Raw genomic sequence first — 14,634 nt, 5'->3', positions numbered from 1 at the left:
TTATGCTAAATAGCCATCCCAACAGCCAGTTGCCGACTGATATCGATGAAACGGACAGACAGCTATTACGCTTATTACAGACCCAAGCACGCATGAGTATTACTGAGCTTGCTGAGCGCGTTAATCTATCTGCGACACCCTGTGCGCGCCGTATTAAACGTTTGGAAGATGGCGGTGTTATTACCGGCTATCATACTCAAACCGATGCACAAAAACTGGGCTATCCCTTAGCCGTATTCATCGCCATCAGTATGGATCGACATACCGCTGATCGGTTTGAGCAGTTTGAGCGTAAAGTTCAAAGCTTCGATGAAGTGATGAGCTGTAGCATCGTCACCGGTCGTACAGAAGATTACTTAATTAAAGTACGCGTACGCGATATGGCTCATTATGAGGAGTTTTTATTACATCGGCTGAATCGTATCGAAGGCGTGGCTCAAGTGCATACCAGTTTTGAGCTACGTGAAGTGTTTAACCGCAGCGTGGTTTAAGCAGTCGTTCTTTGCTCTGGTTGGGATTGACGACGAAAGAAGCACACTAAAACCAATCCTATCAATAGTCCTATAGCAGCGACCAATAATCCAGCATTAAAATTATCATTTTTCCCAGCCAGTGCCACCGTTACCAGCGGTCCTATGAATTGCCCGAGCGCATAGGCCAAAGTCGCCAGTCCCATCAATAAGTTAGAATAAGCAGGATTGATATTTTTAATTAAAATGAGCGTCATTGACACCATACCAACAAAGGTTAATCCTAAAATAACGGCATTACCATATAAGCCAATAGCCCCATCAAACCATATAGGTAAATACATGCCAAACGCTTGTAGTAACGTTAAGCCCATTAAAGTTTTGGTCTCGCCAATTCGCTTGGCAAGTGCGCCCCAAATAGGGTTTGATAGCATTGCAAAAACACCAACAACCAGCCAAATTAGTAGTCCAGCATAGGTTTGTGTCGTCAAGCGCTGAGCTGCCATCACCGGCAAAAAAGTGGCAGAAGTAATATAACCAAAGCCTGCAAGCACATAGCTTGCCGACAATAATATAATAGGCTTGGTATGGCCAGCCGCTGCCTCGTATAGAGAGCGCTTAAAATTAAGATAGGTTTGGCGAATTGAGGATATTTGATTATTATTTGGCTGAGAAGCACTAAGACTGGTTGGACGTATGGCGTAAAGCAACCATAATAGCGGTAGACTAATAATACCTGCCACCAGCCAAATCACATCGAAATGGTAGCCAAGCGTTAATAACCACCACGTCAGTATGGCAGAAGCGCTAATACCGACGCCAATACCGGCATAATGTAAGGCTGAAAGTACGGAGCGGCGCTCGTTACTAAAGCTCTGAATCACTAACGATGAGCTCAAAATCATCGCCACACCGCTTGCGATACCAGAAAACAGCCGAATGACATACCATAGCTTTAATGACATATTCGGTACAACCAATAGCATTGTCGTGATGACACTGACTATCGTCCACACCATCAGCATTTGCCATGTCAAACGATGCGGCACAAACATCGCAATGAGCGCGCCAATAAAATAACCACTATAATTGACCGATGCCATCCAACCTGCAATAGTCGTTGATAGCGATAATTGAATCATAATATCAGGTAAGGTGGCGGTAAATAAAAACCGTCCAAACCCCATCACTACTGCTAAACAATACAGACCTATCCAAGCGATGGCCGTTTCATTAGTGATGATAATAAAAACACGACTTTTGAGAGCAGTCATCATGACGGAGCCATTTTGTGGCAATGAGCACACAATCCTTTGTGTTAAAAGCAATCAAAAGCAGTGATAAACCGCTAATTTGAAAAAGTATTAAATACGGTATTGAATCCTACGAGACATCCAGCGTTGGAGGATTTGCTTGATCAAATGTCTCTGCTTGTCCTAACATCTGTACGCGCTGATCGCTAAACATATCCATATCAGGCGCAAGCGTACGCATAAAACGATCAAAATATAACATCTGCTTGGTCAATAAGGCAAAGTCACGCGGGAAATGAATGCCATGGCGCTTGCCGACGTCGACAATCTCAAGCATCATTGTATTGAGCTCGTCAGCCTGCTCTTTGGTATTAAAAGGGATACCGCTGGTAAAGGCCTTGTCTTCTGCCATGATACTTTTCATCATACGCTGCAAATCGTTACCCAATGCCACCACATCAACCTGATTACCACCATGGGTCATTTCCATGTCAATCATATGATGCGCCATTGCTTGGTAGTTATTGTCCTGCATTGCTTGCATCATACCCATGCACGCACGCCAGCTCTCAGCCTTTAGCTTACCGACGATACCGAAATCTAAAAATCCAATGCGTCCATCGGTCAATAGCATCAAGTTACCCGCGTGCAAATCGGCATGGAAGCTATTACACAACATGAGGCTTGCAAACCAGGTATTTAGCGTATCCGCCATCACTTGTGCTGGATCAGTACAATACTGACGCATCAAAGTTTCATCCACCATTGAGACACCGTATAAGCGACTCATGGTTAGTACACGCTTGGTAGTGTGCGCTTCATATACTTTTGGCGCCACTACACGTGTATTACCTGATACTGCCAAAAACTGCTGAAAGTCGCGAATATTTTGTGCCTCAGCGACAAAGTCTGTCTCAGCAAGCATACGTAGACGAATCTCATCAATAATTGGTGCAATACTGGCAAATCTCATCGACGGCATCAGCAGTTCAACTAACTTAGTCACGCCATGCAATACGCCTAAATCCGTCTGCATGATGGTTTCAACGCCAGGCTTCTGCACCTTTAAGACAACTTCATCACCATTATGCAAACGCGCAGCATGGACTTGAGCAATAGAAGCTGACGCTAGCGGCTTTGAGTCGATATGCGCAAACGTATCTTCAAGCGTTAACCCATTAACGGCTAGCTCTTCCTTTAATACTTGTTCAATATAAGCATAGGATAGCGGCGTTGTTTGATCCAAACAGCTCTGGAACGCTTGCACGTAATCACGGGGAAATAATGACGGTGTACTGGCAATAAACTGGCCTATCTTGATATAAGTCGTGCCCAATTGCTCAAAGGTTTCTTTTAGTAGCATAGCATCAGGTTTTTCGCCCTTTGCTACTCTGAGCGCTGACAAACCGGCGACACTTGCCGTTTGACGAACACGGTTAACGACATTAAAGGTATGCTTTAATAAATGCGGACGATGAATTTTCATAAAAAACAACTATGGTCATAAAAAGGATGTTTGAGAATGGATAATAATAAGCGATAAAAGCTAAACCGTTACCAATCAATGCTGGCCGTTACAGACGGGACATTCTGCATCTTTCCGATAGCCCATCAGCCGTTGCTGCATCTGGCTACCATCCCATATTAACAGCTTATTTGTCAGTGGATTTTTGGTTAAGCCTAAATATTGCAAAGCGGCATTGGCTTGCAAATTGCCCATGATAGCAGTGGTACTGGCGAGCACCCCTGAATTGGCACAAGTACGCTCATCAGCCTCGGCATCAAGCACCACTGAACCAAACACGCAATGATAGCACCCCGTATTTAGATGCGGCTCAAACAATGCCAACTGCCCTTGCATGGCTATTGCGGATGCAGACAACAGTGGAATCTGATAACGAACGCTGATACGATTGATGACATCGCGGGTGGCAAAATTATCGGTACAATCTAACAGCAAATCTGGCTTACCAGACGCCATATCTAGAAGATCATAAGCATTATCTTCACTCAAACGAGCAACCGTACCGCGAGCAGTAATAAGTGGATTGATTTGTTGCAACATTTGCGCAGCGGTTAGTGCTTTTGGCTTGCCAATATCGTCGGGTAAGAATAGCGTTTGCCGCTGTAAATTACTCGCTTCAATCACATCATCATCAATCAGATGAACCTGCCCAAGTCCTGCTCGAACTAAAGTCTCAGAAGCAGGACAGCCTAGACCGCCTGCGCCTATCATAACAATGCGAGATGACTTCAATCGTAGTTGAGCGTCAATATCCCAGCCATCAAGTAATACCTGACGGGCATAACGCAGTAGCTCTTCATCTAATAATTGCCCTGCCTGTAACGACTGCGCCATATTCATCACCAAAACTTATTATTGAAAAACATCTTATTAGGGCGTATATATATAATCGATTCAATTTAAAAAGAATACAGTGCTGCTGGGATAGATTTTCCTAAGCCTCTGGAGTGCGAAGCGCACAGCAAGCGAGGAAAGTTTATCCCAGCATAACGCTATTTTTAACGTACCTCTTTTATATTGAACTGACTATAACATTGGGTCATCATAAGAACCAATCTCTAGATTTGACCAAGCGTCACCCTATCGTTACCACCAAAATCTTTAATTGTTTGTATGTCATCGAAGTGATAGTCAGCAAATAATTGGCGAACAGCAAGCCCTTGATCAAAACCATGCTCAATCGCTAATAAGCCGCCTGCTCGTAGATATTGCGGTGCTTCATGCACGATATGTTCGATATCAGCCAAACCATGATTGGGCGCACTCAAAGCGCTGATAGGCTCTGCTAGCAAACCTGCCAAATGCTCATCCGCTTCATCAATATATGGCGGATTTGAGACAATCACATCGAATAATTTATCATTATCAATAGGCAGCTCCTGATACCAGCTGCCGCGCACAAATTCAATATTAGCAACATCATTGATGACTGCATTATGCTGGGCAACTTTTAACGCTTCTAGCGAAAAGTCGACCGCGACCACTTGCCAGCTTGCTTTTTTTAATTCATGAGCAAGGCTAATCGCAATGCAACCAGAGCCAGTGCCCAAATCTAATAGTCGCTTAGAGGTATTACTAATCGGCTGATTTTTTATCCAAAGCAGCACTTGTTCAACCAACATCTCTGTATCCGGTCTAGGTATCAAGGTATGTTCATTAACGGTAAAATCAAGCGACCAAAACGCCTGTGTACCCGTTAAATAAGCCAATGGCGTACCCTGTTGCATCTTGATCACGCCGCTATTAAATCGCTTAACCTCACTATTACTTAGCTGATAGCCATCATCAGTTATTAAAAATAGCGCTGGCTTATCGATGACATGTAACAGCCAATCGGTTATCCAAAATTGCGGAATAGAAGCATCCGTAGATATTTTTTCGGCTTGCTGTGTGATTTGCTGTATTGTTATGTCTTGTGCTTTAGGCGCTGTCATAAATGATTCTTAATAATTATATACATTTTCTTTATTATAACGCGCACCCTATTCTGCCGCGCGCGGTGGCTCATTAGTGCTGGCTAAATTAGGATTGGCTTTGGTTAACTCAACACCTTTATTACCACCACTATTATCGTCGTCACCGTCACCATAAATATCATCGTTGTCACCAATCACGATATATTTATCAACATAATAAATCAGCGCTAAAATGGGAATACCAATTAAAAAGGTAAACATAAAAAAGAATTGATAATTGGTATTATCAACGATAGTGCCGGAATAACCGCCTAAAACCTTGGGTAACAAAGTCATCAATGAAGAAAAAATTGCATACTGGACGGCGGTAAAGCGAATCGAAGTCAGTGCTGATAAAAAGGCAATAAACACCGCACTGGCAAGACCAGCGGCCAAATTATCAAGACTCACTGCCAAATACATATAAGGCAAACTACCTGGATGATAAGTCAATAGCACAAATAGTAGGTTGGTCACGCAGGCGAGGATTGCTCCAACCATCATGGCACGCATGATGCGCATTCTTTGTGCCAATAACCCACCTAAAAAGCCACCGGCAATGGCCATAATGACCCCAAATAACTTCACCGCATTGGCAATCTCAATCTTTGTAAAGCCCATATCTAAGTAAAAAACGTTAGAGATAACCCCAGCGACAATATCAGAGACACGGTAGAGTCCAACTAACGCCAACAATAGCAGTGCTTTTTTACCATAACGCCGGAAGAAATCAGCAATGGGCTCAATCCACATCTGCATCGCCATTTGTTTTTTTACCACACCCGCTTTTACTAAACCATAACCAATAATCAAAGCAGCGGCTAAGCTCAAGGCCAGATGTACGACCTCTAATAAGAATCCAAATACTGCGCTGTCAATTTCTGGCAGTAGCGACCCAGCTGTAATGAATGCCCATACAAAACCAGAAACAGATAACACAAATACTAAAAATAAACGCGCGTAGTCTGACGTTTTGCGAGGCATTTGAAGCTGATCGCCGTCTGATGTATTGGCAGTGAGCACCTGACTAATAGCAGGCTCACGAATAATCAAGGTGGTTACCACCCCCGCTCCCATGACTGCTGCCATGACCCAATAGGTGTTACGCCACGCCTCATAGCTATATAAAGCTTCGGTGGAACCAAAATAGTCAGCCAAATACAATGCACCAGCACCTGCCACAATCATGCCGATACGATAGCCGGCGACATACATGGCAGACAGCACAGCCTGTAGACTAGGCGGTGCTAGCTCAATACGGTAAGCATCAACCACGATATCTTGCGTCGCTGATGAGAACCCAAGCAGTACCGCACCAACTGCCATCAGCGTTAAGCTATCCTCAGTAATCGGGTTAACACTCGCCATGATACAAATCGCCAAAATAATCATTAACTGTGCGACCAATATCCAAGCACGCCGACGACCCAGTAGTTTGGTCAATATCGGCAACGGCACCGCATCGACCAAAGGCGCCCAAATAAACTTAAACGAGTAGCCGAGTGCTGCCCAACTAAACATCGTCACTACGCCACGGTCAATCCCTGCTTCGCGCAGCCACAATGACAGACTGGAGAAAATCAGCATAATAGGAATGCCGGCGAAAAATCCCAAGAACAACATGATCATCGCGCGGCGGTCAAGATAGGCTTTAGCCGCCTCACCCCATGGTTTTTTGGCGACTGGAGGATTAGGCGGTATAGATTGGACAGCAGACATAATAACTCACCAAAAATTTTAGAAAAAATACGACAGTGGGCTACTTTTTAGCCAAAAATTATATCGAGTGCACTTATGATATCAATACAATTGGGATAAAAATTGCCTAAATCTGTACAAAGAAAATGACATTTGCTGCAAAATTGAATTATGGTACTTGAGAACGTCTACCTTGACTAGATATTTTTGCATTAACTTTTTGATGGTAGCGCTGATCTGTATCCTATATTTCATGATAGTAACGGCGTGTATCATAACCTTGCATTATCACCAATTCGATTAATAGTCTTTAGCCTAATGATTTTTATCACCCTAAATGATATCAAAATATCTTTCTATATTCCTAATTACTATAAATTCATAGCTATTTATTATATACAAGAATAATAGCTTTGATTTACACTAGCTGCTTATTGAATATTTGTACGTTTTTATTTTTATATACAGACAAGCTTTGTATATTTATACAATAGGGTCAAGTGATGGCAATCGACGTAGTGGTTAATCAGCGGCATCTGCAAATTCAACTCAAGCAGTTGGAGACGGTGTGGCATACAGTAATCAATGGCTATAACTTAAGTCAAGCAGCAACGGTGCTGCATACCAGTCAATCAAGTCTATCAAAGCATATTGCTGCGCTTGAAAATCAGCTCAAAACCGAAGTATTTGTTCGACAAGGCAAACGATTAACCGGACTTACGACGATGGGCACCGCGCTCATGCCACATATTGAGTCTATCTTTGCTGAAATTCGTACGATTGAAAATTTAAGCCTCGATTTTAACAATCCAAATGTTGGTACATTGACGATTGCCACGACTCATACTCAGGCACGTTATGTATTACCAGAAGTCGTTAAAGCGTTTAAAGAGCGCTTTCCTAAGGTTAATCTAATCCTACAACAGGCAGATCCTGAAACCATCGCACAGATGGTGATACGTGGACAAGCCGATATTGGTATTGCAACCGAGTCTTTGCTGCACAATAACTATCTGCGCTGCTATCGCTATTACGACTGGACACATCGGGTCATCGTACCAAGCGATCATGAGCTTGCAGGGCTAACATCTATCGACTTGCCAACCCTTGCCAGCTATCCAATCGTGACTTACCACGGCGGCTTTACAGGGCGCGGCGCTATTGACAAAACCTTTAGCGACGCAGGTCTTGAGCCTGATATTGTACTGGCCGCACTTGATGCCGATGTCATTAGCACTTATGTTGGCTTGGGTTTAGGTATTGGTATTATCGCGGAGATGGCTTTTGAGCCAAGCCATTATCAGAATCTAACGGCCATTCCAGTCGATCATTTTGGGCGCTTTACCAGTTGGATGGCGGTACGTGATGATGCAGAAATTCGTCAATATGGACGTGCCTTTATGGAGCTGTGTCAAAAGCAGTTTAGCCAATAAGACATATAACATGTAAATTTTAAGAAAGCTAAAAAGTGAGTCAAAAAAGCACCCAAGACTAAAACCTTGAGTGCTTTTTTATAGCTGTTTTCAAATACTGATAAGCTATTGTACTTGCTGAGTTATTCTTTACCAACCATGATACTACTGGCTTTGATAATAGCGACCACTTCATCTCCGATACTAAGATTCAAACTATCTGAAGATCCTGTCGTGATACTAGAAACAACTTCTACACCATTTACGTCTATAACCACTTCTGTAGACACAGGTCCCGTTTTAATTTCTTTTACCGTACCTTTAAGCTGGTTTCTTGCTGAAATATTCATGTAGTTACCTTTCACAATGAGTCATTATAATTTTTAAAAATCTAATATCAATCGTGCATTCGAAGCAAAAATTAATCAGTCTTTAATTCGAATGGATATGACTATACTCGTAGTCGTTACCTTCTGTCAAAAATAGGCAGCGTCTCAGTGCTTTTAAAATATTTAGGCGTTATTAAATGGTGAGATTTGTTACCAATATAAATATGCGCTTTATATCTCGTTCAATCACCCCATTATAGGAGATGTGAATCATTCAGCACCTGTTTCATTCTTAGTAGATTGCAAAAAAGCTCCTAACAACGAAACAGATTTCAAAATAAAAATATCCGCTAAATATTATAACCGCATGATTCTATAATAAATAATACTACCATTAACCATATGGTATCTAAAAATAGGTGATTTATGAGTAACCACATTCCCTTATCCTTCTTGGACTTAGCCCCCGTTCCTACTGGCAAAACCATCGCTGAAGGTATTGCCCAAACGGTTGAGATAGCGCAGCAGGCTGAAAAATCTGGCTTAAACCGCTATTGGATGGCAGAGCATCATAATATGCCGGGCATTGCTAGCGCAGCGACCTCGGTATTGCTGTCGCATATTGGTGCTAAGACCAAGCATATACGCATTGGCGCAGGCGGCGTGATGTTGCCAAACCATGCACCGCTTGTTATTGCTGAGCAGTTTGGTACTTTGCAAGCTTTATATGGCGACCGTGTAGATTTAGGCTTGGGACGCGCGCCTGGTACAGATGGTGCTACTTTTCAGGCTTTACGTCGGCAGATGCAAGATGCTGACCGCTTTCCACAAGATGTTCAAGAATTGATGTACTTTTTGGGGAATGGCACAGATGATAGCCCTGTACAGGCATTTCCGGGTGCAAAATCTAATATCCCAATTTGGATATTGGGTTCTTCATTATTTGGTGCGACCTTAGCGGCGCATTTGGGATTACCGTATGTGTTTGCCTCGCACTTTGCGCCGCAAATGCTTGGACAAGCCATCACAGCTTATCGCGAACGATTCAGACCATCAGCTTATTTAGAGAAGCCTTACGTCATGCTAGCGGCAAATTTATTGCTTGCGGACGATGATGCCACCGCACATTATCACTTTACTTCAGCACAGCAGAGTTTTGTGCGCTTGCGCCGTGGTGAAATGGGTCAAATGCCAAAGCCAACCCATGATATGGATAGTATCTGGAGCCCTGCTGAGAAAATGATGGTCGATAGCGCTTTGTCGGTGTCGTTTATCGGCTCTGTTGAAACCGTCAAGCCAAAGCTTGCGGCGTTTCTTGCTACCTATCAACCAGATGAGCTGATTGTCACTGCTAACGTCTATGATCAGGCAGCACGCTTGCGCTCACTTGAACTTACAGCTCAGCTAAATTTGTTTACTTTACAATAGATCATTACGCTCGCATAATTATAGATAAACTTTAATGGGATTACGGTCATGGAACCCTCTGCTGCTATTGGTTCATCAATATTTTTATATATCTTGGCTTTTATTGCAGTTATGATTATTGCCGGCTATTTTACTTATAGTATTAGTCCTCGCGGCAAAAAACGCCGTGAAGAGAAACGTGATAATCGTCGTTAGTCAATATATTATCGTTCATGTAATTTTTTATATAGTCGTAAAAGCCTCCTATTTATATAAGAATAGGAGGCTTTTTTAAAGCTGACTTTTGATAACTATCTAATGAAAGTGACTATTTATTACCAGCGCATGTTAAACATTTAGGAGAGCCAAACCTTTAAGAGAGCTCCGTATCTAAAATAGAACAGTACCAAGATTTTTCTGCTGAGCCAGTTGCGTAATGTATATGGCCACTGCGGCATCAAAGCTTGCTGCACCAACCGATTTAAATAAGGTCATTCCTTTATCAGACTTCATTGTTTGTTGTTTTAACGCGCCTGTCACCAGCGCTTGTAAATCACCGCTCAGATCATCCCATGTCCATGTACAATCAACAGCTTCATGTGCTTGGATTAGATCCCCTGCTTCATGACGACAACCTACTAAATCATCAACGACGATCATGCTGCTATTCTCAATAACATCATTACTGACTTCTTTCATCGATGGCAGATATGCTCCTACCGCATTGATATGCATATTCGGTTTGATTTGCGCGGCGCTAAACAAACCTGTATCAGAACGAGTCGCAAGATTAATAATATCCGCGTCTTTAATAGCCTCTTCAAGCTGTTCGCAAACCTTTAAATCCACATCCCATTGGTGATAATCACAAGCAAATTGAGCTTTAAAACTCTCTGCCCCTTGCATGCTTCTATTCCAAAGATAAACTGTTCTAATCTCAGGGCGCACAGTAAGCACAGCGTGTAGTTGCTCATAGGCCATGCCCCCACAACCAACCACTGCCACGCTTTGACAGTCATCGGGTGCCATATATTTGGTCGCAATGCCCGATAGTGCTGCCGTACGTACCTGCGTGATATAGATACCATCCATCACCGCTAGAATCTCGCCATTCGCATTATCCGATACCGTAATAATCGCCGTCGTGGTTGGCAGATTACGACTGGGATTGTCAGGGCAAATAGTGACCAATTTCACCGCCGTATATTCTTGCGTGCCATCATAAATAGTTGCAGGCATCGATAAATGCGAGCCTGTGCTATTTTTATCATTATCACTAAAAGTCTCAATAACCAAACGTTCTGGTGCTTTGACCCAATTAGGATGCTCAGCTTGCAAATGTAACAGCTTTTCAATCGTATCAATCGTCGCTTGCATCGTTAAGTGTTTGGTGACGGTTTCTTTATTTAACCATTGCATGATAATGACTCCATTGATTGATTGATTAATTAATTGATTTATTGTTATAAGGTTTACTTGTTGTCTAAACCACCCTACTACATCAGCCCCATTCCGCGTAGTATACCGGCTCCAATTGCCATACCAAACATTCCCACTACGGTAGTGAACCCTAAAATATTGGCCGCTAAAATATCGTTGCCACCCATTGCTTTTGCCATGACATAGCTTGCAGCGGCGGTCGGTGCGGCTGCCATTAAAAACAGTACGCCCATGTGCATACCTGTTAGTCCAAAACTAAGCCCTACCGCGATGGCTATCAGTGGCGCGATGACGATGCGACCTATACTCGCCTGCATCGATATCCCTGAAGGGCTGAGCATAGATTTCAGATCAATGCTCGCACCTGCGCAAATGAGCGCTAAGGGTAAGGCAACTGCCGCGAGCAAATCACCAGTAATATGAAGAACGCCCGTTATTGGCGGTAAGGAAAAAGCTTTATAAGCAAAAGCGGCGATCAGTGCCACCATAAGCGGATTAGTAGCCAATTTTTTGACAATTAAGACAATGCGACTAATCCAAGTATCGTTTGCATTTTTGGACACACGACTAAGGGTAATAACGGCTAAGATATTAAATAATATCGTCACAATGCCCATGTATACCGCGCCGATACTTAGCCCTATTTCCCCATAAGCATTGGCAACGGTTGCAAGACCAATAATGGCCATATTGCTGCGAAATACCCCTTGTACAAAGACGCCTTGATCCGCAGGCGCACTGATAAAGCGACTAGCATATAGCTCAGAGCCAATATATAAAATAAAAGTAACAACAATGCCAGCGGCTATCAATACGACTTGCTTAGCATAATCAACATCACTATCGACCACGCTAAAAAATAATAGACAAGGTAAACAGTAATTAAATACAAAATTTGACGCTTGATTAATAAACGCTTGGCTGGCTTCGCCGCGTCTTTGCATAAAAAAACCCAACCCCATTAAAAAAAGGTTGGGCATAACAATCGTAATCGCGAATAAAATAGCTTCGATCATGAATAGACTCAAGTCAGCAAAATGGCTAAGGCGATATTGCAAGCATCATTCTTAAGAACATGAATGATTATGAAGGCTATAACCATGAATAATATGAGTATAGCGCGTAATTATATAAGCCTTTTATGCTTCTCTATACATAGCGAGCCCTTAGCTGATTGATCTAATCAAAGATGATCAAGGCTCGCTTTTCACTGTACTTATAAGCCTAATGCTACTTGCGCTTTCTTCTGTTTTTTAACCGTCATTGCCAATAGCTGAATGGCAGCAGGCGTCACACCGCTAATACGTCCGGCCTGAGCTAAAGTTGCAGGGCGTACTTGGGTCAGTTTCTGTACAATCTCATTGGATAATCCTGATACCACACTATAATCAAAATCTATCGGTAGCGCCGTATTTTCTAGACGCTTCATCTGATCGATGTCTTCTTGCTGACGGTCAATATAGCCAGCATATTTGACCGATATTTCTATTTGCTCGCCTACTTGCGCGTCAACTTGTGACCCAGTAATAGCAGCAATATCAGTGAAATGTATTTGTGGACGTTTTAGCAAATCATAAGCAGTTGATTCTTTCGAAAGCACCTCACCGGTTTGCGCGGTTAGTTGTGCCCCTAGCGCATTAGCAGGTGTTGCCCACATATCTTTTAAGCGCGACGTTTCTTTACTGATCGCATCCATTTTTTCTTCATAGGCCTGCCAGCGCACATCATCAACCAAACCGAGCTTGCGACCTGTCTCTGTTAAGCGTTGATCAGCATTGTCTTCACGTAGTAGCAAACGGTATTCAGCGCGACTGGTAAACATCCGATAAGGTTCAGTAGTGCCATGAGTAATCAAATCATCGACCAGTACACCAAGATAGGCTTCATCGCGGCGCGGTGTCCAGATATCGAACTCACTATTATTAGTGGTCACTAATGCCGCATTCGTACCTGCTAGCAAACCTTGTACGCCTGCTTCTTCATAACCCGTCGTACCGTTGATTTGACCAGCAAAATACAAGCGGTCAATAGATTTGGTTTCAAGCGTCGGTTTTAGGTTTTGTGGGTCAAAATAATCATATTCAATGGCATAGCCGGGACGAGTAATATGCGCGTTTTCTAGTCCTTTCATACTATGAATAAATTCTAACTGCACATCAAACGGCAAGCTAGTTGAGATGCCATTTGGATATAGCTCATGCGTAGTCAGACCTTCAGGTTCGATAAATATCTGATGACTGTCTTTATCGGCAAAGCGGTGAATCTTATCCTCAATGGAAGGACAATATCGTGGACCAATACCTTCAATTTTTCCCGAGAACATCGGTGAGCGGTCTAAATTTTCACGGATGATATCATGGGTACGTGCATTGGTATGAGTGATATAGCAGTTGACTTGTTCAGGATGCATCGAAACATCACCCATATAACTCATTACTGGCAATGGCGTATCACCCGGCTGTACAGTCATCACACTAAAATCAACACTGCGTGCATCGATACGTGCTGGCGTGCCAGTTTTTAATCTTCCTACTGGAAGCTTGAGCTCACGCAAGCGATCAGCAAGTTTAATAGACGGCGGATCCCCTGCTCGTCCACCTTTTGAGTTTTCAAGACCAATATGAATGACGCCGCCTAGGAAAGTCCCTGAGGTTAAAATAACTGTCTCAGTCTTAAAGACAATGCCGGTAGCCGTCACCACCGCAGTGGCACGACCGTTTTCGACCAAAATATCATCAGCCGCTTGTTGGAATATATCAAGGTTCGGCTGATTTTCTAATGTATGGCGAATGGCCGCTTTATAAAGGATACGATCCGCTTGTGCACGTGTAGCACGAACAGCAGCGCCTTTACGGCTATTTAATACCCGAAACTGAATACCCGATTTATCCGTAGCCAATGCCATTGCACCGCCTAGCGCATCAATCTCACGTACCAGATGCGACTTACCGATACCACCAATCGCTGGATTACAGCTCATCTGTCCCAGTGTCTCGATATTATGGGTCAATAGCAAAGTCTGCGCGCCCATACGTGCAGCAGCTAAAGCTGCTTCTGTACCGGCATGACCACCACCGATGACTACCACGTCGTAATTTTTTGGGTATTGCATGTATGCCTCGCTTGACGGATTGCGACTGTGCCA

Annotated in this window: 13 protein-coding genes; 4 read left to right on the top strand and 9 right to left on the bottom strand. The window is 43.2% G+C overall.

Features of this window, described 5'->3' with window-relative positions:
- Positions 1-2 precede the first annotated feature (2 nt).
- The gene (locus tag EPB74_RS00810) at positions 3-491 is read left to right on the top strand and encodes an Lrp/AsnC family transcriptional regulator (RefSeq protein ID WP_274902244.1); all 489 of its coding nucleotides are present in this window, start codon (positions 3-5) and stop codon (positions 489-491) included.
- On the opposite strand, the gene EPB74_RS00805 is transcribed toward EPB74_RS00810, so the two are convergent.
- The 5 genes from EPB74_RS00805 to EPB74_RS00785 form a co-directional block, all read right to left on the bottom strand.
- The gene (locus EPB74_RS00805) at positions 488-1,747 is read right to left on the bottom strand and encodes a YbfB/YjiJ family MFS transporter (RefSeq protein ID WP_274902243.1); all 1,260 of its coding nucleotides are present in this window, start codon (positions 1,745-1,747) and stop codon (positions 488-490) included. The two genes, EPB74_RS00810 and EPB74_RS00805, sit on opposite strands and share 4 nt — an antisense overlap.
- A 106-nt stretch (positions 1,748-1,853) precedes the next feature.
- Positions 1,854-3,209 (bottom strand): ABC1 kinase family protein, encoded by a 1,356-nt coding sequence (locus EPB74_RS00800; RefSeq protein ID WP_274902242.1) that lies wholly within the window; start codon positions 3,207-3,209, stop codon positions 1,854-1,856.
- A gap of 75 nt (positions 3,210-3,284) precedes the next feature.
- The gene (locus EPB74_RS00795) at positions 3,285-4,082 is read right to left on the bottom strand and encodes a HesA/MoeB/ThiF family protein (RefSeq protein ID WP_274902241.1); all 798 of its coding nucleotides are present in this window, start codon (positions 4,080-4,082) and stop codon (positions 3,285-3,287) included.
- Between the two features lie 224 nt (positions 4,083-4,306).
- Positions 4,307-5,182, bottom strand: a complete 876-nt coding sequence (prmC, locus tag EPB74_RS00790; protein ID WP_274902240.1) for a peptide chain release factor N(5)-glutamine methyltransferase — start codon at positions 5,180-5,182, stop codon at positions 4,307-4,309.
- A gap of 48 nt (positions 5,183-5,230) precedes the next feature.
- Positions 5,231-6,922: an AmpG family muropeptide MFS transporter gene (locus EPB74_RS00785; RefSeq protein WP_274902239.1), complete on the bottom strand. Its 1,692-nt coding sequence runs from the start codon at positions 6,920-6,922 to the stop codon at positions 5,231-5,233.
- 482 nt (positions 6,923-7,404) lie between these two features.
- Here EPB74_RS00785 and EPB74_RS00780 point away from each other — a divergent pair, with 482 nt between their 5' ends.
- On the top strand, positions 7,405-8,334 hold the full coding sequence (locus tag EPB74_RS00780) for a LysR substrate-binding domain-containing protein (protein ID WP_089554350.1): 930 nt from the start codon (positions 7,405-7,407) through the stop codon (positions 8,332-8,334).
- A gap of 122 nt (positions 8,335-8,456) precedes the next feature.
- Here EPB74_RS00780 and EPB74_RS00775 read toward each other — a convergent pair whose 3' ends face one another.
- Positions 8,457-8,663 (bottom strand): TOBE domain-containing protein, encoded by a 207-nt coding sequence (locus EPB74_RS00775; RefSeq protein WP_089554349.1) that lies wholly within the window; start codon positions 8,661-8,663, stop codon positions 8,457-8,459.
- A 405-nt stretch (positions 8,664-9,068) separates the two neighbouring features.
- On the opposite strand from EPB74_RS00775, the gene EPB74_RS00770 reads away from it, so the two are divergent.
- Together EPB74_RS00770 and EPB74_RS00765 are read left to right on the top strand one after the other, a co-directional pair.
- Positions 9,069-10,070, top strand: a complete 1,002-nt coding sequence (locus tag EPB74_RS00770) for an LLM class flavin-dependent oxidoreductase (RefSeq protein WP_274902238.1) — start codon at positions 9,069-9,071, stop codon at positions 10,068-10,070.
- Between the two features lie 48 nt (positions 10,071-10,118).
- Entirely contained in the window at positions 10,119-10,265 is a 147-nt protein-coding gene (locus EPB74_RS00765) for a hypothetical protein (protein ID WP_274902237.1), read from the top strand.
- A gap of 174 nt (positions 10,266-10,439) precedes the next feature.
- Here the strand turns inward: EPB74_RS00765 and EPB74_RS00760 are convergent, their stop codons facing one another.
- The 3 genes from EPB74_RS00760 to mnmG all read right to left on the bottom strand — a co-directional run bounded on the left by EPB74_RS00760 (position 10,440) and on the right by mnmG (position 14,601).
- A complete protein-coding gene (locus EPB74_RS00760) occupies positions 10,440-11,468 on the bottom strand; it encodes an ornithine cyclodeaminase family protein (protein WP_274902236.1) in 1,029 nt (342 codons plus the stop codon).
- 77 nt (positions 11,469-11,545) lie between these two features.
- Complete coding sequence (locus EPB74_RS00755) at positions 11,546-12,505, bottom strand: AEC family transporter (protein WP_274902235.1); 960 nt, start codon at positions 12,503-12,505, stop codon at positions 11,546-11,548.
- A gap of 200 nt (positions 12,506-12,705) precedes the next feature.
- Positions 12,706-14,601, bottom strand: coding sequence for a tRNA uridine-5-carboxymethylaminomethyl(34) synthesis enzyme MnmG (gene mnmG, locus EPB74_RS00750; RefSeq protein ID WP_274902234.1), 1,896 nt, complete (start codon positions 14,599-14,601; stop codon positions 12,706-12,708).
- Between the last annotated feature and the right edge of the window lie 33 nt (positions 14,602-14,634).

The sequence above is a fragment of the Psychrobacter sp. DAB_AL62B genome (assembly GCF_028895345.1).
Lineage (GTDB): Bacteria > Pseudomonadota > Gammaproteobacteria > Pseudomonadales > Moraxellaceae > Psychrobacter.
This window is presented reverse-complemented; position numbering and strand designations above follow the sequence as displayed.